This window comes from Amaricoccus sp. (assembly GCF_017995835.1).
In the GTDB taxonomy this organism is placed as follows: Bacteria; Pseudomonadota; Alphaproteobacteria; order Rhodobacterales; family Rhodobacteraceae; genus Amaricoccus.
In genome coordinates this window covers 15,974-34,144 of record NZ_JAGOID010000008.1, presented here as the reverse complement: position 1 = coordinate 34,144, position 18,171 = coordinate 15,974, and the positions used below count along the sequence as shown (strand labels likewise).

General features: G+C 69.5%; 20 protein-coding genes. 6 read left to right on the top strand and 14 right to left on the bottom strand.

Features of this window, described 5'->3' with window-relative positions:
* Position 1 precedes the first annotated feature (1 nt).
* The 3 genes from KBA23_RS02635 to KBA23_RS02625 all read right to left on the bottom strand — a co-directional run bounded on the left by KBA23_RS02635 (position 2) and on the right by KBA23_RS02625 (position 1,519).
* Positions 2-355 carry a DUF1428 domain-containing protein gene (locus KBA23_RS02635; RefSeq protein WP_290736548.1) on the bottom strand — a complete coding sequence of 118 codons (354 nt, stop codon included), beginning with the start codon at positions 353-355 and terminating at the stop codon, positions 2-4.
* An 82-nt stretch (positions 356-437) separates the two neighbouring features.
* The gene (locus KBA23_RS02630; protein WP_290736545.1) at positions 438-1,052 is read right to left on the bottom strand and encodes a TetR/AcrR family transcriptional regulator; all 615 of its coding nucleotides are present in this window, start codon (positions 1,050-1,052) and stop codon (positions 438-440) included.
* Positions 1,053-1,168: 116 nt separating this feature from the next.
* Positions 1,169-1,519: a GFA family protein gene (locus tag KBA23_RS02625; RefSeq protein WP_290736542.1), complete on the bottom strand. Its 351-nt coding sequence runs from the start codon at positions 1,517-1,519 to the stop codon at positions 1,169-1,171.
* Between the two features lie 314 nt (positions 1,520-1,833).
* Between KBA23_RS02625 and KBA23_RS02620 the strand changes: the two genes are divergently transcribed.
* The 3 genes from KBA23_RS02620 (at position 1,834) to preA (ending at position 5,211) form a co-directional block, all read left to right on the top strand.
* Positions 1,834-3,183: an NAD(P)-dependent oxidoreductase gene (locus tag KBA23_RS02620; protein WP_290736539.1), complete on the top strand. Its 1,350-nt coding sequence runs from the start codon at positions 1,834-1,836 to the stop codon at positions 3,181-3,183.
* 96 nt (positions 3,184-3,279) lie between these two features.
* Positions 3,280-3,807, top strand: coding sequence for a DedA family protein (locus KBA23_RS02615; RefSeq protein WP_290736536.1), 528 nt, complete (start codon positions 3,280-3,282; stop codon positions 3,805-3,807).
* A gap of 102 nt (positions 3,808-3,909) precedes the next feature.
* Positions 3,910-5,211 carry an NAD-dependent dihydropyrimidine dehydrogenase subunit PreA gene (preA, locus tag KBA23_RS02610; RefSeq protein ID WP_290736533.1) on the top strand — a complete coding sequence of 434 codons (1,302 nt, stop codon included), beginning with the start codon at positions 3,910-3,912 and terminating at the stop codon, positions 5,209-5,211.
* A 513-nt stretch (positions 5,212-5,724) separates the two neighbouring features.
* On the opposite strand, the gene KBA23_RS02605 is transcribed toward preA, so the two are convergent.
* Positions 5,725-6,387 carry a nuclear transport factor 2 family protein gene (locus KBA23_RS02605; protein ID WP_290736530.1) on the bottom strand — a complete coding sequence of 221 codons (663 nt, stop codon included), beginning with the start codon at positions 6,385-6,387 and terminating at the stop codon, positions 5,725-5,727.
* Between the two features lie 337 nt (positions 6,388-6,724).
* Here KBA23_RS02605 and KBA23_RS02600 point away from each other — a divergent pair, with 337 nt between their 5' ends.
* Together KBA23_RS02600 and KBA23_RS02595 are read left to right on the top strand one after the other, a co-directional pair.
* Positions 6,725-8,299 (top strand): FAD-dependent oxidoreductase, encoded by a 1,575-nt coding sequence (locus KBA23_RS02600; RefSeq protein WP_290736527.1) that lies wholly within the window; start codon positions 6,725-6,727, stop codon positions 8,297-8,299.
* Positions 8,296-8,511, top strand: a complete 216-nt coding sequence (locus KBA23_RS02595) for a DUF2783 domain-containing protein (protein WP_290736524.1) — start codon at positions 8,296-8,298, stop codon at positions 8,509-8,511. Before KBA23_RS02600 ends, KBA23_RS02595 begins: the two co-directional genes overlap by 4 nt.
* 68 nt (positions 8,512-8,579) lie before the next feature.
* On the opposite strand, the gene KBA23_RS02590 is transcribed toward KBA23_RS02595, so the two are convergent.
* The 7 genes from KBA23_RS02590 to KBA23_RS02560 form a co-directional block, all read right to left on the bottom strand.
* Positions 8,580-9,413: a D-glucuronyl C5-epimerase family protein gene (locus tag KBA23_RS02590; RefSeq protein ID WP_290736521.1), complete on the bottom strand. Its 834-nt coding sequence runs from the start codon at positions 9,411-9,413 to the stop codon at positions 8,580-8,582.
* An 11-nt stretch (positions 9,414-9,424) separates the two neighbouring features.
* Complete coding sequence (locus KBA23_RS02585; RefSeq protein ID WP_290736518.1) at positions 9,425-10,075, bottom strand: sulfotransferase family 2 domain-containing protein; 651 nt, start codon at positions 10,073-10,075, stop codon at positions 9,425-9,427.
* Positions 10,076-10,146: 71 nt separating this feature from the next.
* The gene (locus tag KBA23_RS02580) at positions 10,147-10,995 is read right to left on the bottom strand and encodes an ATP-binding protein (protein ID WP_290736515.1); all 849 of its coding nucleotides are present in this window, start codon (positions 10,993-10,995) and stop codon (positions 10,147-10,149) included.
* On the bottom strand, positions 10,992-11,843 hold the full coding sequence (gene tatC / locus KBA23_RS02575) for a twin-arginine translocase subunit TatC (protein ID WP_290736512.1): 852 nt from the start codon (positions 11,841-11,843) through the stop codon (positions 10,992-10,994). Before tatC ends, KBA23_RS02580 begins: the two co-directional genes overlap by 4 nt.
* Positions 11,840-12,244 carry a Sec-independent protein translocase protein TatB gene (tatB, locus tag KBA23_RS02570; RefSeq protein ID WP_290736508.1) on the bottom strand — a complete coding sequence of 135 codons (405 nt, stop codon included), beginning with the start codon at positions 12,242-12,244 and terminating at the stop codon, positions 11,840-11,842. Before tatB ends, tatC begins: the two co-directional genes overlap by 4 nt.
* Positions 12,245-12,267: 23 nt before the next feature.
* Positions 12,268-12,489, bottom strand: a complete 222-nt coding sequence (locus KBA23_RS02565; protein WP_290736504.1) for a twin-arginine translocase TatA/TatE family subunit — start codon at positions 12,487-12,489, stop codon at positions 12,268-12,270.
* 122 nt (positions 12,490-12,611) lie between these two features.
* On the bottom strand, positions 12,612-13,736 hold the full coding sequence (locus KBA23_RS02560; protein ID WP_290736501.1) for an ABC transporter ATP-binding protein: 1,125 nt from the start codon (positions 13,734-13,736) through the stop codon (positions 12,612-12,614).
* 84 nt (positions 13,737-13,820) lie between these two features.
* Here KBA23_RS02560 and KBA23_RS02555 point away from each other — a divergent pair, with 84 nt between their 5' ends.
* On the top strand, positions 13,821-14,405 hold the full coding sequence (locus tag KBA23_RS02555) for a hypothetical protein (protein ID WP_290736497.1): 585 nt from the start codon (positions 13,821-13,823) through the stop codon (positions 14,403-14,405).
* On the opposite strand, the gene KBA23_RS02550 is transcribed toward KBA23_RS02555, so the two are convergent.
* The 3 genes from KBA23_RS02550 to KBA23_RS02540 all read right to left on the bottom strand — a co-directional run bounded on the left by KBA23_RS02550 (position 14,387) and on the right by KBA23_RS02540 (position 18,140).
* Complete coding sequence (locus KBA23_RS02550) at positions 14,387-16,030, bottom strand: ATP-binding protein (RefSeq protein WP_290736494.1); 1,644 nt, start codon at positions 16,028-16,030, stop codon at positions 14,387-14,389. The two genes, KBA23_RS02555 and KBA23_RS02550, sit on opposite strands and share 19 nt — an antisense overlap.
* A 227-nt stretch (positions 16,031-16,257) precedes the next feature.
* The gene (map, locus tag KBA23_RS02545) at positions 16,258-17,100 is read right to left on the bottom strand and encodes a type I methionyl aminopeptidase (RefSeq protein WP_290736491.1); all 843 of its coding nucleotides are present in this window, start codon (positions 17,098-17,100) and stop codon (positions 16,258-16,260) included.
* 134 nt (positions 17,101-17,234) lie between these two features.
* Positions 17,235-18,140: a LysR family transcriptional regulator gene (locus KBA23_RS02540; protein WP_290736488.1), complete on the bottom strand. Its 906-nt coding sequence runs from the start codon at positions 18,138-18,140 to the stop codon at positions 17,235-17,237.
* Positions 18,141-18,171 lie beyond the last annotated feature (31 nt).

Sequence of the window (18,171 nt, the reverse complement as noted above, 5' to 3'; positions counted from 1 at the left end):
ATCAGGCCTCAACGATCGGCGAGAACCCGCCGTAGATGATACGCTTGCCATCGAAGGGCATGGCGGACATGTCCTGCGGCATGCGGTCGTCCTTCATCATCTTCTCCCAGCCGGCGTTGCGGACCTCCTTGGAGGGCCAGACGACCCAGGAGAACACCGCGGCCTCGTCGTCCTTGCGCTTGACCGCCATGGTGAAGGAGGTGACCTCGCCCTCGGGAACGTCGTCGGCCCAGGCCTCCATCACCTGCAGCGCGCCGAACTCCTTGAAGAGTTCCGCTGCCTGCGCGGCGTGGCTGCGATAGGCCTCCTTGTTGGCCAGCGGCACGGCGCAAACGAATCCGTCGACGTAGCTCATGACTTCTGCTCCGTTGGTTCGGGGTGGGTCCGGGAGAACGCCCGAGTGGGGCGATGGTTTCGTCCGGCGGTGTGCTGACCCGTCACGGCCGGCCCGCCGGCGCGAGCAGGAAGGTCAGGTAGCGGATCAGGTGGTCGACGGTCGCCCGGGCGGTGGCGGGGTCCCCCGTCGCCTTGGCGAGGATGAAGCCGCCCTGGAGCACCGCCTGGATGTGGAGCGCCACGGTCTCCGGCGTGACGTCATCGCGGCCCGTCGCCGCGAGCGCCGCCGTCAGGTCGGGCAGGAGGCGATAGGCATGTCCGAGGATGCCCGCCTCACAGGCGGCGCGGATAGGGTCGGAAGTGGCGTAAGTTTCCTGAACCATGGTGCCGAGGAGGCAGGTGAACTCCTCGAAGGCGCCGCCGATGATGTCCCGGCGGAGCTGGACATAGCCGAGGACGCGCTCCGCGGCGGTAGGCAGACCGGTCCAGGGAGCGTCGTAGAGTCCGTCCGCCATGGCGCAGAAATGCCCCGCGGCCGCGACGGCGAGATCCTCCTTGGAGCGGAAGTGATGGAAGAACGCGCCCTTGGTGACGCCCGCGGCCCGGCACAGCTCGTCAACGGAGGTGGCGGCGAAGCCCTTGCCGCGAACGACAGCCAGCGTCGCGTCGAGGAGGCGGGCACGTGCGTCCCTGCGGGGAGCGGCGGCGGTTTCCATGGGTCGCATCATACCGACCGGTTGGTATGTCGGCAAGGGCAATTCCGGGCGGGGGGAATGGACGGGAGGCGCCGGGGTTCCCGGCCGGGGGCCGGGCGGTCAGCGACGCGGGGGCGTCAGGCGCTGCGCCCGTCGTGGAACTGCGTCGGCAGCGCCAGGGGATCGACGTCGTCGAGGCAGTTGACGTTGATCGCCACCACGTCACGGCCGTCCGGCGTGCGGCCGAAGGCGAAGGGCTCGATCCCGCAGGTGGCGCAGAACTGGTGGCGGATGACGCCGGAGTTGAACCTGTATTCCGTCAAGGCTCCCTCGCCCCGCAGCAACCGGAACCCGTCCGGCGTGGCGAAGGCGAGCCGCGAGCCGAGCCTTCGGCAGCGCGAGCAGTTGCAGACCAGCGGTCTGGAGACGTCCACCTCCGCCTCGAAGGCGACGGCGCCGCATTGGCAGGATCCCGGATGCACGCTCATGACAATCTCCTGACGTCGCCGCGGTGGGAGACCGCTGGATCAGCACGTCGCCCTTGGAGCCAGCCGGCGCGACGGCCGGCAGCGCCGACCCGGGCGCGGGCGCTCCGGAGGCTCCGCGAGAGTGGCGGTTCGTGCCGCATGAACCGGCAGTTAGGCGAAGGCGCGCCACGACCGCAACGGGAATGGCGCCCTCGGATGACCTCATCGCTCCAGGTGACGCCAACGCCAGGTCCGCGCCGCATCATGATTTTACCGTTTGATAAAAGAATCGCGCTGTGAGAGCCTTCGGGAAAAGGCTCGTCCAGGAGAGGTCCATGAAACCCAGCCTTGCGGGCGAAGGTCCGCGCGCCTCCGGAATCGTCGCGGGACGGCTCCCGGCGGAAGCGATCGCTCGAAACTTCTCCGACATCGCGCCCCGGTTCGACGACCACGAGGCGATGGTCGCCGCCGACCGCTGCTACTTCTGCCACGACGCGCCCTGCGTGGCGGCCTGCCCGACCTCGATCGACATCCCGATGTTCATCCGCGAGATCGCCACCGGCGCGGCCGAGTCGGCGGCGCGGACGATCTTCACGCAGAACATCCTCGGCGGCATCTGCGCGCGGGTCTGCCCGACCGAGACGCTCTGCGAGGAGGCCTGCGTTCGCGAGGCAGCCGAGGGCAGGCCGGTCGAGATCGGCCGGCTGCAACGCTACGCCACCGACACGCTGGTGGCCCGCGGCGGCCATCCCTTCGCCCGCGCCGCCGCCACCGGCAGGCGGGTGGCCGTCGTCGGCGCCGGCCCCTCGGGCCTCGCCTGCGCGCACCGGCTCGCCATGCTCGGCCATGACGTGACGATTTACGACGCCCGGCCCAAGGCGGGTGGGCTCAACGAGTACGGCATCGCCGCCTATAAGGCGCCGGGCGGCTTCGCCCAGGCGGAGTTCGACTGGCTGCTCGGGATCGGCGGGATCGAGGTGCGACACGGGGTCGCGCTGGGGCGCGACCTGACGCTCGAGACGTTGCGCGCGGACCACGACGCGGTCTTCCTCGGCGTCGGCCTCGCCGGCGTCAACGCCCTCGGGATCGAGGGCGAGGACAAGGCAGGTGTGCGGCCCGCGGTCGAGTTCATCGCCGAGCTGCGTCAGGCCGCCGACCTTGGCGCGCTGCCCGTCGGGCGGCGCGTGGTGGTGATCGGCGGCGGCATGACCGCGATCGACGCGGCGGTGCAGGCGAAGCTCCTCGGCGCCGAGGACGTGACCATCGTCTATCGCCGCGGCCGCGACCGCATGGGCGCAAGCGAATACGAGCAGGATCTGGCGCTGAGCCGCGGCGTGCGCATCGTTACCGGCGCCGTGCCGCTGCGCGCCATCGGCGACGGCGCGCTGGCCGAGGTCGAGTTCGCCCATGTGCGCGAGGGCGAGGCCGGGCTCGAAGCGACCGGCGAGACCTTCCGTCTCGCCGCCGACCAGGTCTTCAAGGCGATCGGCCAGCGGCTCGGGCCGCTGCCGTCCCGGCTGGCGCTCGCGGGCGGCAAGATCGCAGTGGAGGGGCCGGGGCGGACCAGCCTCCCCGGCGTCTGGGCCGGGGGCGATTGCGCGGCGGGCGGCGAAGACCTGACCGTCACCGCGGTCGCCGAAGGCCGTGACGCGGCGATGGACATCCACGCCGCGCTCTGCGCATGACACGCGCCGTGCGCCACGCGCAGCCTTGCGCCCTCCCGGCTTCGCGGCTAGTCGGGAGGCCGATTCACGAGTTGCGGAGAACGTATGCACGCGGCGTTGGAACGCCTTCTGGACTTCGTGCGGGACAACGCGACCTGGGCCCCCTACATCGCGTTCGCGTTCGCCTTCGCCGAGACGGTGGCCTTCGTTTCCATCCTGATCCCCTCGACCGCGATCCTCTTCGGCGTCGGCGGTCTGGTGGCGACCGGTGCGCTGCAGTTGTTCCCGCTCTGGGTCGGGGCTTCGCTCGGGGCGCTCACCGGCTCCACGCTGTCCTGGTGGCTCGGCCGCCGCTTCGGCCCGAGCATCCTCAGCGCCGGGCCGCTCAGGAACCAGCAGCCGACGGTCGAGCGCGGCAAGGGGCTCTTCGTGCGGTTCGGCCCGGCGGCGGTGCTGATCGGGCATTTCTTCGGCCCGCTGCGCGCGGTCGCCTTCGTGCTGGCCGGCGCGGCGACGATGGCCTTTCTGCGCTTTCAGCTCGCCAACGTGCCCGGCGCCCTCGCCTGGGCCTACGCGATCCCGAAATCGGGCGCGATCGGCGGCGACGTGATCGGCCACCTCTGGCGGACCCTCGCCGGGGGCTGAGCCTCCGACTGCGCCTCCCCTCGCCGGATTTCCTTGCGGCTCGCCCCGGCCGGGCGCGCCGCTTTCCCGTCATGCAACGCGCTTCGGAAAGGTAGGAGCGTCATGGCCGACCTCAGGTGCGACTTCGTGGGCATCCGCTCGCCCAACCCGTTCTGGCTCGCCTCCGCGCCCCCGACCGACAAGGAATACAACGTGCGGCGCGCCTTCGAGGCCGGCTGGGGCGGCGTGGTCTGGAAGACGCTTGGGCTCGACCCGCACATCGTCAACGTCAACGGCCCGCGCTACGGCGCGGTCTGGGGGGCGGACCGGCGTCTGCTCGGCCTGAACAACATCGAGCTGATCACCGACCGGCCGCTGGAGACGAACCTCCGCGAGATCAAGGCGGTCAAGCGCGACTGGCCCGACCGGGCGATGGTGGTGAGCCTCATGGTGCCCTGCGACGAGGCGTCGTGGAAGTCGATCCTGCCGCTCGTCGAGGAGACCGGCGCGGACGGGGTGGAACTCAACTTCGGCTGCCCGCACGGGATGAGCGAGCGCGGCATGGGCTCGGCGGTCGGCCAGGTGCCCGAGTACATCGAGATGGTCGCGCGCTGGTGCAAGGCGAACACGCGGATGCCGGTGATCGTGAAGCTCACGCCGAACATCACCGACATCCGTTTTCCGGCCCGGGCGGCGTTCAGGGGCGGCGCCGATGCGGTCAGCCTCATCAACACGGTGAGCTCGATCACCTCGGTCGACCTCGACACCTTCAGCCCCTTGCCGTCGATCGACGGCAAGGGCAGCCATGGCGGCTATTGCGGCCCGGCGGTGAAGCCGATCGCGCTCAACATGGTCGCCGAGATCGCCCGCGACGCGGAGACCCGCGGACGGCCGATCTCGGGCATCGGCGGGATCACCACCTGGCGCGACGCGGCCGAGTTCATGGCGCTCGGGGCCGGTTCGGTCCAGGTCTGCACCGCGGCGATGACCTACGGATTCCGGGTGGTGCAGGAGATGATCGCCGGGCTTGGGCTCTGGATGGACCGGGGCGGGCACGCCAAGCTCGCCGACATCGTGGGACGCGCCGTGCCGAACGTCACCGACTGGCAGTACCTCAACCTCAACTACGTAGCCAAGGCGCGGATCGACCAGGAGCTCTGCATCAAGTGCGGCCGCTGCTTCGCCGCCTGCGAGGACACCTCGCACCAGGCGATCGCCATGCTGCCGGGCCGGGTCTTCGAGGTGAAGGACGACGAATGCGTCGCCTGCAACCTCTGCGTCAACGTCTGCCCGGTCGAGGGCTGCATCACCATGGAGCGCCTGGCTCCGGGCGCGACGGACCCGCGCACCGGCCGGGTGGTGCCGGCGGAACACGCCAACTGGACCACCCATCCCAACAACCCGATGGCGAAAGCGGCGGAATAGTCGCAGCCGGAACGGGGCGCAGCGGTAGTTCCCTGGAGGGGGACGCGCGGCCGCCCTGCGCAAGCTTGCGAGCGGCAAGACGGCGCCGCATGCGCCACGTCGCCCCACGCCGCGGGCGGAACGGCAGAGCCGCGAGACGGTCGACGCGGCGCCAGGGTCCGACGGGCGGCGCGGATGCGGTCGAGCATGCCCGTGCGCTTGGCCTGCCCCGGCAATGCGCGGGGCCAGCAGCGCCAGCCGGCCGCATCCGTCAGGGCTCCGCCACCTTATGCCGGCGACCGTTTGAGCTGACTCGTGGCGGCTCGATCGTCTCATACCGGCGAGTCTACCAGGCCACCCGGCGCAGCACGGGCTAACACGCGTGATAGATAGGGTAACTACCTGAGTTCAAACGATAAAAGCGTCAAAGGCCAAAAAGCGCCCGCGAGTCGTTTCATGAGCCCGCCGGTATCAGGTCCCTCTGTGCCTACCCGTGGATAGAGAAGATCACGTCATGGACGCGCCGTGCCCGACTCAGCCCCGCGCCTTGCGATAGCTGTCCTTGAGCACGATGTGCTCGCCTTCGAAGGTCAGGATGTCGCAACCGTCGACTTCCGTCCGCCGCCCCGAGGCGTCGGTCCCGGTGAATCGCCAGCGCGAGAGCCCGACGTCGCCTGCCACCGAATGCGCCGGGTCGCGCCACGTCGCATCCGGCCAAGTCGCGAACACCGCGGCAAAGGCGGCCCGCACCGCCGCCCGCCCGAAATGCCGCCGCCCCTCGGCCTCCGGCCCGGCCGAGGCGTTGAAGGCGCAGTCTTCGGCCATGCAGTCCATCAGCGTCTCGAGGTCGTGGGCGTTCCATGCGTCCGCGAATCGCTCCAGCGTCGCCAGCCGGGCGCGGGTGAGGGCGTCATCGACCACCTCGACCTCGAGAAACGAGAGCGGCCCGGCGCCGCCATTCACAACATTGTGCTCCACTCCCTCGCGCCGCGAGTAGGGCACATGCTGCGTCAACGGGGCGTTGCGGACGACGCCGCCGGATTCCTCGAGCCCGAGCACCCCGTCGGTGAGCGGCACGATGACGTAGTCGTGCCCGTGACGGTGCCATCCCGTCTCGGCCCCCGGAGCGAACCGCCACTCCGTGACGCGAAACCGCTCGTCATCGATATGGGTGATCGGAGTTGCCTGGGGCCGCATCACATTCCTCCTCCGCGGGCAAGGCCGGCATCCTACCAGCCAACGCCACTCTTGGCGAAGGCCGACGGAACCGACGCGGGCTCGACGCGGGCGCGAAACACTTGATCAAACCGCGCCGCAACGCTACGAATTTCTCCAGAACGGCGCGGGGGATGTGCACGAATCGTCAGCAGTCCTGACCTGACTTGCCTCGACAACGACGGGGGAGCGGGTCTTGACGCGAAGACGTGTGTCGAATGCCTGGAAGGGTATGTCGACGTTAAGCATACTTGCGTTTCGACAGTGGACTGAGACGGCGGACTTGGGTGAAGTTGTTGCCGTAGGTGGGTGGGTAGTCATGATTAATGCGCGCGGTTTCAAGGTCTTCCGGCAATTCGAGCCAAGCCCGGTTCCGTTCCCGGACGGAAGGGAGCATACGACGGTCGCCATCGTGGGGGCGGGCCCCGTCGGGCTCGCCATGGCGCTCGACCTCGGACGTCGCGGCCATCCCGTCGTGGTTCTCAGCCGACTGGACTTCGTCGCGCAAGCGTCGAAGGCGATCTGCTTCTCCAAGCGGACGCTCGACATCTTCGACAGGCTCGGAATCGGCGACGCCATCATGGCCAAGGGCCTGACCTGGGAGGTCGGCAAGATCTTCTGGCGCGACGCGTCGGACCCGGTCTACCGGTACGACACGCGGCCACTAAAGGATCAGAAGCGGCCCGGCTTCGTCAACATCCAGCAGTACTACATCGAGGAGTTCCTGGTCGAGGCGCTTGCCGAGCTGCCCAACGTCGAGCTTCGCTGGGGCCACAAGGTCGAAGCGGTCACTCCGATGAATGACGGCGTGGACCTGCACGTCACCGCCGCGAGCGGAACCTACGATCTCAGGGCCGAATGGGTGATCGCCTGCGACGGCTCCCGTTCCACCATGCGCCGCGAGCTCGGCCTCGACTTCGACGGGCGCGTGTTCCAGGACAACTTCCTGATCGCCGACATCCGCATGAAGCACGAGATGCCGATGGAACGGTGGTTCTGGTTCGATCCGCCGTTCAACCCGGGCCAGTCCGCGCTGATGCACAAGCAGCCCGACGACGTCTGGCGACTCGACTTCCAGCTCGGCTGGAACGTCGACCGCGACGCCGCGATCCTGCCCGAGAACGTCGAGCCCTATGTCCGCGCCATGCTCGGCGACGACGTCGAGTTCGAGCGCGAATGGTACAGCGTCTACACCTTCCAGTGTCGCCGCATGGACCGCTTCGTCCACGGCCGGACGATCTTCGCCGGCGACGCCGCGCACCTCGTCTCGCCCTTCGGCGCCCGTGGCTGCAACGGCGGCTTCGCCGACGTCGACAATCTCGGCTGGAAGCTTGATTGCGTGATTCGGGGCGTTGCCGGCGAGGCGCTGCTCGAGAGCTACAACGTCGAGGCGACCGCTGCGGCCGAGGAGAACCATATCCACTCGACCCGGTCGTCCGACTTCCTCACCCCGAAGTCGACCGCGAGCCGGGCGCTGCGCGACGCCGTCCTCGAGCTCGCCCGCGACCACGAGTTCGCCCGGCCGATGGTCAATTCGGGCAGGCCCTCGACCGCGATCGTGTTCGACAGCCCGCTTTCGACCCCCGACGCCGAGGAATGGACGGACGGCGTGCGCCCCGGCTCCGTGGTCGTCGACGCCCCGCTCGGCGACGGCTGGCTGCTCGAATCGATCGGCGAGGAGTTCACTCTCCTGAGCCGTGGCTGGCGCGGCAAGGCGCCGGTCGGGCTCCGAGTGGTCGAGGTCGACGACAGGGACCGGCTGGCCATCGAACGCCTCGGCCTCGAGGAAGGCGCCGCCTACCTTGTCCGTCCCGACCAGTACGTCGCCGCGCGCTGGAAGTCCGCGTGCGACGCGGACGTGGAGGCCGCCCTGCACCGGGCGCTGGCGGCATGACCTCCGGCAACCTCGATCTCGCGCCGAACCTCACCGGCGCCGACGACGTCTACGAGGCGCTCGTCGACCTGACGGACGGTCTCGACGAGACTGCGAGCCTGCGCGCGCAGGCCCGGCTGATCCTCATCCTGATCAACCACCTGAACGATCGCGAGACGGTCCTGCAGGCGATCCGCGTGGCGCGTCGTCCGGCCTCGGACAGGCACGGCTGAGGTCGGGCCCGGGGACAAGCAGTTCGAGCGTCCGGCCGGGATGAACGACGCCGTCCACACGGCTCCTGTCATCGAGCCGATCGCGCGTAGCTCTCGAAGCGAGCATGCCAAGCCGCGAACGCCGGATCTATGGCTGACAGGATGGCGAGTTGCTTGACGTGGATGGCGTGATAGTGCGGCGACGCGCGCCGGCCATGAATGTCGTATGCCGACCAATCGCCCAGATCGAACCTGTGCAGCAGTTCCAGAGCGGCTTCCATCCCCCTCCCGGCAAGCTCCATGGCAGCCGACGATGGCGCCCGTTCGCCGACATCCCTGAGTCCGAGGATAGTGAAGAGCAGTCCGTTCAACACTTTGGGCTGCTGATTTCCCACGTCCGCCATTTTCTCGAACCAGAGGTTTCCTCCTTGGGTCCGTGTCGAAAGGCCGCCGGCCGCGATTTCGACCCGGAACGCGGCGACGAGATCGCCCAGCGGCTCGACGTACGCGATGTTGCCAGTGGTCTCGGCTGCCCGAACCAGAAGCTGCGCGCCGACCGCCTGGGCATGAGATGACCGCCATCCCGGCCCGGTCTCGTACGAGAACGGATAGGAATAGACCCAAACGGCGAAGCCGCCGCGTCGTTGCAAGCCGGCGAGCAGCCAATCGGCGCAGCATGTGAGCATTCGTCGCGCTTCGGCCTCGTCCGATGGCCGGAACTCGGCAAAGTTCTCCGGCCATCTCGTCCAGTCGTAGCTCAGCAGAACCGGCGGCTCCCCCCCGCGAAGGAGCTCGTTCCAGTACCACAGGCCCCGCTCCGCCACCGCAAGTATGCTTCGCTGACGACCTATGACGAGCCCGCGATACGTCCCGTAGTCGCTGTATGGGACGCCGTTAGCGTCGACGAACATCTTGAATGCCATGCGCCGCCTGCCTAGAGCGAAAAGCCGAAAGTGCCGATCTCCTTTCGGGCGAGATCGGCGATCAACGCGCGTTGACTCGCCGAGAGCGAGTCCGTCGTGTCGCCGCTTGACCGAATGCCTGCCTTCGCTCGGGGAAGCCCGCCATCGTACTCAATTCCAACCTGCGCCAAGGCTTCGGCGACTCCGGCTTCGAGGCGATCATAGAGAACCAACCGATCTACAGCGATTCTGTCTTCGATGGTGTAGATCGGCCAGTTCGACCAACCATCCGCATTCGCGGCCTTCAGCCGATCCGGGGAGCCGTCGGCAATCGCGTCGAGAAACGCCTGGAGGGAGATAGCGGCGTTGCGGTGGCTCTGACGCCATCGCCATAGCGAGATCAACCGATCCCACGGGTTTCGCTCGATGGCAAACTTGAAGTAGCTGCGCCATATGCCGTCGCCGATCAGGGATCGGACCTCGGCCGCGGTGGCATGGGGCTTGAGGCCCCGTGGTTTCAGCCTCGACGCCAGATCGGGTCGGTGGTCCCTCAAATCGGCAGTCAGCGCCGCATGGTCGGCTTCCGGGTCAAGGTAGGGCGCCAGCCAGATCTCCACTGAGGATCCTGCGGTCTTTCGGGTCTTCAGGAAGATCATGCGATGACGGTGGGAAACGATCCCCATGATGTGAGCTCCGGACGGATTCGGTCGGACGTTTCATCGTTACCGGCATCCATCGGGTGGGAAGGCTGCATCTATCCCAGCCTTACGCCCCTGCGTCCCGCCAGATCGGTGACGTACTGCCAGGCCACGCGGCCGGAGCGGCCGCCACGGGTCTGGCTCCACTCGATCGCCTCGGCGCGCATCTCCTCGCCGGAAATTGCGACTCCGTAGGCGTCGCAATAGCCGCGGATCATCGCGAGGAAATCGTCCTGCGAGCAATTGTGGAAGCCAAGCCACAATCCGAAGCGATCCGAAAGCGAGACCTTCTCCTCGACGGCCTCCGAAGGGTTCACGCCGGTCTGGCGCTCGTTCTCGATCATGTCCCGAGGCATCAGGTGCCGTCGGTTCGAGGTGGCATAGAGCACGACGTTCCCGGGCCGCCCCTCCACACCCCCGTCGAGCACGGCCTTCAGGCTTTTGTAGTGCGCGTCGTCCTTCTCGAAGGAAAGATCGTCGCAGAACAGCAGGAAACGCTGGGCGGCCCCCCGCAGGAGCGCGAGCAGCCGGCCGATGCTGGGCAGATCCTCGCGGTGCAACTCAACCAGCTTGAGACCGGGCGTCTCGGCCGCGGCGGCGGCGTGCGCCGCCTTCACCAGCGACGACTTGCCCATGCCGCGCGCGCCCCAGAGCAGCACGTTGTTAGCCGGGAAACCGCGCGCGAACTGCCTGGTGTTGGCGAGCAGCGTGTCGCGGGCGCGATCGACGCCCACGAGGAGCGACAGCGCGACGCGCGAGACCTGCGGCACCGGGTCGAGCCGGTCGGGGTCAGGCCTCCAGACGAAGGCGTCCGCGGCGTCGAAGTCGGGCGGCGGCGCCGGTGGTGGGCTCAGGCGCTCGAGCGCGGCGGCGATGCGCTCCAGCGCATCGTCATCCCTGGTCACGTGCCGTCCCTGGCGCCCTCGAGATCCTCGTCCCACAGCCCGGCGGCGCGAAGCTCGGCCTCACGCTTGCGCTCGACCGAGCGGACGAGAAGGATGGAGATCTCGTAGAGCGGATATATGGCGGCGAAGAGGATAAGCTGCGAGATGACGTCTGGCCCGGGAGTCACCATCGCCGCGGTGATCAGCATCAGGACGACCGCATAGCGCCGGAACTTCGACAGCGACCGCGCGCTCACCAGACCCGCTATGCCCATCAGCGTCAGCGCCACCGGCAACTGGAAGCAGAGGCCGAAGGCGATCATGAACTTCATCGTCAGCGAGAGATACTCGTTGATCGTGCCAAGGAACTGGATCTCGACGTCCTGCTGCCCTTCGACCGGCGTGCCGGTCCCGAACTGCTGGAAGCCGAGGAAGAAGTCGTAGGCGAGCGGAATCACCACGTAGAAGGCGAAGGCGCAGCCGAGCAGGAACAGGAGCGGCGAGGCGAGGATGAAGGGCAGGAAGGCCCGCTTCTCCTTGCGGTAGAGGCCCGGCGCGACGAAGCGCCACAACTGGTAGCCGATCACCGGGAAGGCGGCGATGAAGCCGCCGAAGACCGAAATCCGCACCTGGGTCATGAAGCCTTGCTGGAGGCCGGTGAAGATCAGCTGCGGCTCCTGCCCGTGGGCGACGAGCAGACCGGCGATCGGGGCCGCGAGAAAGTTGAAGATCGGGCCGGCGATCGCGAAGCAGGCGACCATCGCCACCGCGAAGGCGACCACCGAGTAGATGAGCCGGCTCCGCAGTTCCGCGAGATGCTCGATCAGCGGCGCCGTCGAGTCGTCGATCTCGTCCCTGTCCGTCGTCATGGCTTGCCGCCGTCCGGCGCCGCCGCGGGCTCGGGCTTCGGGTCGTCCGCCACGGCCGCGGCTGGCGCCACGGCCGGTTCGGCCGCGGGCGGGTCAGCGGCAGGCGCCGCCTTCTCTACGGTGTCGTCGATGTCCTTCACCATGCTCGCCGCATACTTGCGCGCCGAGTTGGTGGCCGAGTAGTTCAGCCGGTCGAGCGCCTTCAGTTGTTGCGTCGCGTCCTTGAAGCCGCTCTCGTCGGCGGCGGCCTCCATGGAGCGCTGGAAGTCCCGCGCCATCGCACGGGCGCGTCCCATGAACTGCCCGGCCGCGCGGAACAGCCCGGGCAGGTCCTTCGGACCCACCACGATCAGCGCGACGACGCCGATCAGGAACAGTTCGCCCCAGCCGATGTCGAACATGACGCGCGGCGACCCCTAGCGGGTCATACCTTCTCCTTCTCGGGCGTCACGTCGCGGGCCGCCTCGGCTGCGGCGTTGCGCCGGTCGTTCTCGATCTCGTCGGCGCCTTCCTTGATGCCGCGCTTGAAGCTGGTGATGCCCTTGCCCACCTCGCCCATCAGGCCGGCGATCTTGCCCCGACCGAACAGGACCAGAACCACGATGGCGACGAGCAGCAGACCTGCCGGGCCGATATTGTTCAGCATGTCTCTCTCCCCATGCGACGCGGGCCGCCCCGAAAGGCGGCTGCGCTCCCCTTCTCACATAAGCCTGCGCGGGGGGATGATCAAACCCGAAACCGCCGCCTCGCGCGAACGCGACCGGCGCGTCATCCCTGGCGCGGGAACACGAAGCAGCGGTCGCGCGGCGCGGTGAGCCAGAACGGCGTGCCCGGGCGGGGCAGGAAAACGCCGGGAACCTTCGCCTTGAGGGTCGAACCGTCGTGGTCGAGTCGAAGCTCGACGATCGACTGGTCGCCGACGAACCGCGCCCGGGCCACGCGGCTCAGCGCGGCGACGCCGTCGCGCGCCGTGGGCAGAGGCCCCGCGCCGTTGCGGTCGAAGTCCATGCGCAGGTGCTGCGGACGGATCACCACCTCGACCTCGGCGCCCTCAGGCCGGCTGCCGGTCGGAAAGCGGCCGAACGCGGTCTCGGCCTCGGCGCCGCGCACCACGCCGGGAATGACGTTGATGTCGGAAAAGAACATCGCCGCCTGCTTGTCGGCGGGCGCGTTGTAGATGTCGTAGGGCGCGGCCTGCTGGACGATGCGCCCGTTGCGCATCAGCGCGATGCGGTCGGACATGCGCATCGCCTCCTCGGGCTCGTGCGTGACCATCAGCGCGGCCGTCCCCTCCTCCTTCAGGATGTCGAGCGTCTCGTCGCGCACGCCGTCGCGCAGCCGGTCGTCGAGGCCGGAGAACGGCTCGTCCATCAGCAGGATGCGCGGTTGCGGGGCGATGGCGCGGGCGAGCGCCACCCGCTGCTGCTCGCCGCCGGAAAGCTGGTGAGGGTACTTGTCCTCGTGCCTGCCCATCCCGACCCGGTCGAGCAGCGCGCGCGCCCGACGCTCCCGCTCGGGCCGGGGCGCGCGCAGGCCGAAGGCGACGTTGTCGACGACCCGGAGGTGTGGGAACAGCGCGTAATCCTGGAAGACGAGCCCGATCGCGCGCGACTCGGGGGGAAGGTGGCGCGTCGCCTTCGACACGACGACCCCGTCGATCGCGACGGCGCCGCTCGACTGGCGCTCCACGCCGGCGGCGATCTTCAGGAGCGTCGACTTGCCGCACCCGGACGGCCCGAGCAGGCTGACCACCTCGCCGGCGCGCAACTCCAGCGAGACGTCCTCGAGCACCAGCGCGCCGTCATAGGCGTGCGACACGCCGGCGAACGCGAGCCGGACCTCGCCAGCCGCGCCGGAACCCAGCCGCCCGGCCCCTATTCCGACCATTTCCATCGAGTTTTCGCATAGCGCGCCGCCGCCGCGCGCGCAAGGGCGCCGCTGGTTGCCCTCTCGGCGCGGCGCTGGCATCAGGGTCGGATGGGAGACGCACTTCAGCACGATACCTTCTTTCACGTTCGGGTCGTCATCGGCGTCGTGGTGGGCCTCACCCTGACCCGGCTCCTCCTGTCGCTGGCGCGGCTCGTGCAGCACCCCGGCCACGCCAGGTTCTCGGCGATCTGGGTCGGCTGGGCTGTGTTCCTGCTGGTTGCGGTCCTGAATCTCTGGTGGTTCGAGTTCGGCCTCTCGGTCGTCGTCTGGCGGTTCGAGATCTATGCCTTCGCGGTCTTCTACGCCGCGCTCTACTTCTTCACCTGCGCAGTGCTGACGCCGGACGCGATCGAAGACTTCGCGCGGCTCGACGCCTGGTTCGACGCGCGGCGGGTCTGGTTCTACGGCCTGCTCGCCGCGCTGCTGCTCTGTGACCTGCTCGACACCGCGTTGAAGGGCCCGGCGCATTTCGCGGACCTCGGCCCGCTCTACCCGGTGCGCCAGGTCGGGCTTGCAGCCGCCGCGCTCGCCGCCGCCTGGGCGCGCGATCGGCGGTTCGATGCGGCCCTGGTCGTCGTTGCGCTGGCCTCTCAGTTCGCCCTTATCGCCGGACACTACGACCTGATCGACTGACGCGCCGCTTCCGCGGGCGCTGCGAGGGGCAGGGTCGCCTCGATCCAGAAGACCGAGCCGCCGCCCGGCGCGTCCTCGACGCCGATCCGGCCGCCCATGCGGCGCATCACCTCCGCGCAGATGGCGAGGCCGAGCCCCGAACCGCCCACCCTGCGGCCCGAGTCGACCTGCTCGTAGGGCAGGAAGATGCGCTCGCGGGCGTCCCGCGGCACGCCCTCGCCGGTGTCGCGCACCTCGATGCGCAGCCCCTCGCCGACCAATGTGCGGACCCGCACCGTCACCGCGCCCGTCTCGGTGAACTTGGCCGCGTTGCCGACGAGGTTCGTCAGCACCTGGCGCAGGCCCATCCGCTGGCCGGCGCGTCGCGTCGGCAGGCCGGGCTCGATCTCGGCCGTGAAGTCGAGGCCGGCGGCGTAGGGCAGGAACCGCGCCTCGGCCAGCACCTCGTCGACCAGCCCGCCGACGTCGAACGCCACGGGCTCCGGCTCGCCACGGCGGCTCTCCAGCCGGGTGAAGTCGAGAAGCCGGGTGATGACGTCGAGGAGATGCGCGCCCGACGTGCGGATCACGCCGACGGAACGGCGCAGGTCGGGGTCGAGATCCCGATCCGCGAGAATGACGCTCGCCATGCCGAGGATGCCGTTCAGCGGCGTCCGGACTTCGTGCGAGACCGTGGCGAGGAACCGCGTCTTGGCCGCGTCGGCGGCCAGCGCGCGCTCGGTCATCGCGGTCAGCCGGGCCGTGCGCTCGACCACCCGCGTCTCGAGGTCGCGCTTGCGCGCCTCCACCTCGGCGAGCGCGGCGAGCCGGTCGCGGTTGACCGCATGGACCAGTTGGCAGGTCGCCACCAGCACGGTCAGGTAGATCACCGCGACCACGAATTCGGACCGCGCCACCGCGCCGACCTCGTCGAGGAGCATCGCCAGCGCGGCCAGCGCCGCGACGAACGACAGCGCCGCGCCATCGAGGCTCCGCGGCTGCATGGCGATCCACAGGCAGAACGGGATTGCGCTCGACACCAGGATCCCGCCCGGGCTCGGTCCGGGGATCCGTGCGTCGAGCAACGCCCAGAACCCGCCCAGCAGCAGCGCCCCCAGCGCCGCGGTGGCGTAGGCCGGGCGCGGGTCGGCCCGCACGAGCCGCGCCTCGTCGAGGCTTGCGATCGCGGCGCCGGCGATGAAGAGTCCGAGCGGCTCCAGGACCAATGCCAGGCTGGCCGTCGCCAGCGGCGGCAGCGACGACAGCGGCGACCCGGCGAGCTCGGCGGCGAGGAAGCACGCGGCGACGACGACGGCAAAGATCGTCACGCCCGCGAGGAAGATCAGCCAGTCGCCGGTGCGGCTCCGCGTCCTGCGGCGGCGCGCCAGCCCGCGCATCGCGCCGGCCCCCGCCAGAGCGGCGAGTCCGTGGGCGGCGGCGTCGATCAGCGCGAGCGCCGGCCCGAGCCCGGCGGCGAGGTCGGCGAGCCCGATGCCCGCGGTCGCGATCGCCGCTCCGCGCCCGCGCCGGATCACCGCCGCAAAGAGCGCCACCCCCGACGCGGGGGTGGCGCCGAGCAGCACGCCGTCGCCGAAGCCGAGGGCGCGGCAGGCGAGCGCGGCGCCGAAGGTCGCCAGGAGAATCACGGCGTCCGACATCGGCGCCGGCGCGGCGCCCGGCGGCGGGCGCACCTCACTGGCGCCGGTTCGCCTCGCGTCGGCGTCGCCTTGCGTGGCGCCGGGCGCCGAGGCGGGCTGTCCGTGATGCACGCAGCCACCTGACGCCAACCGTATAGGTTGTCAACTTCACGAGCGACGCAATCTGGACGTCCGGCGACTCCTGGCCGACGTTCCTGTCGTCGCCGAGTCGGCGCCTATGCCGCTTGCGGCGTGGTCGGGTGGAACAGTCCGGCGGGAGAAAGCGTGAAGATCTCGACGCCGGTGTCGGTGACGCCGACCGAGTGCTCGAACTGCGCCGAGAGCGACCGGTCGCGCGTCACGGCGGTCCAGTCGTCCTCGAGGATCCGCGTCTCCGGCCGGCCGAGGTTGATCATCGGCTCGATGGTGAAGAACATCCCCGGCTCCAGAACCGGCCCCGCCCCCCAACGGCCGTAATGCAGCACGTTCGGCGCGGCGTGGAACACCTGCCCCAGCCCGTGCCCGCAGAAATCCCGCACGACGGAACAGCGGTGCGCCTCGGCGAAGCGCTGGATCGCGGCGCCGATGTCGCCGAAGGTGTTGCCGGGGCGGACCTGCGCAATCCCTTCCATCAGCGCGTCATGGGTTATGTCGACGAGCCGCTCCGCCTTGCGGTTCGGCTGGCCGGCCACGTACATGCGGCTCGAGTCGCCGTACCAGCCATCGACGATCACCGTCACGTCGATGTTGAGGATGTCCTCGTCCTTCAGGACATCGCTCGACCGCCCCGGGATCTTGTTGCCCGGAATGCCGTGGCAGACCACATGGTTGATGCTGATGCAGGAGGCGTGGCGATAGCCCTTGTAGCCGACGGTCGCGGAGGTCGCGCCGGCGTCCTTCACCATGCGGTGGATTTCGGCGTCGAGGTCGCCGGTAGACACTCCCGGAGCGACGGAGCCGCCGATGCGGTCCAGGATGTCCGCCACGACGCGCCCCGCGGCGCGCATCCCGTCGAAATCCCCCGGCTGGTGGATCTTGATGCCGTCCTTGTTGAGACGGCTTGGCGACGGACCTTCCAAGGCGGCTCCTCCGGCGTGACGCTTCCGAATTTAAGCCATGCGGCCGGCGATGCAAACCCCCTGCGCCCCGCGGGCTCCGCCAGGCTCACGAGGCTGAGGGCGGCGGGCGCGCCAGCGGCGGCCGCAGACCCGGCTTACCAGCGCTCCGGCCCCTTGCCGCGGAAGTGCTCGGCGAGGAAGTCCACGAAGGCCCGAAGCTTCGGCTGCGGATAGCGCCCGGGCGGATACAGCGCCCAGATGCCCATCAGGTCCGGGGCCCGGTGGGGCAGGATCTCGACGAGCCGCCCCGTCGCCAGCGCGTCGCCGAGGATGAACGACGGCAGGAGCGCGATGCCGAGCCCCTGCTCGGCCGCCTTCATGAGGCAGTCGCCGTTGTTGACCGTGAGCCGCCCGCCCACCCGGACGTGCCGCTCCTCGCCGCTTGCGCCCTGGAGGCGCCAGAAATTGCCGGTCGCGAGGTTGGAATAGTGCAGAAGCCGGTGCTCGCCGAGATCGTCGACGCTCCGCGGCGTCCCCAGTCGCTCGACGTAGTCCGGCGAGGCGGCGAGCACCCGGCGCGCCTCGGCGAGCTTGCGGGCCTTGAGCGAGGAATCCGCCAGCACGCCCACCCGGATCGCAAGGTCGAAGCCCTCCGCCACCACCTCGACGAAGCGGTCGTCGAGCACCAGGTTGACGTCGACCTCTGGACAGGCGCGGAGGAAGAGCGCAACCGCCGTCGAGAGGTGTCCGATCCCGAAGCTGACCGGCGCCGAGACGCGCAGCGACCCCTTCGGAGTCGACTGCATCGAGGTGACCATCGCGTCGGCCTCCGTCGCCTCGGCGAGCACGACCCGGGCCCGGTCGTAATAGGCGAGGCCGACCTCGGTCGGGCTCACGCGCCGCGTCGTCCGGTTGAGGAGCCGGACGGCGAGCCGCGCCTCGAGCGCCGCGACGTGCTTCGACACCGCAGATTTCGACAGTCCCATCTTGCGCGCCGCCTCGGTGAACCCGGCATGGTCCACGACGCGCACGAAGGCCTCCATCTCGGTCAGGCGGTCCATCGCGGCGGCCTCCTGCCCGGGCCGCGGATCG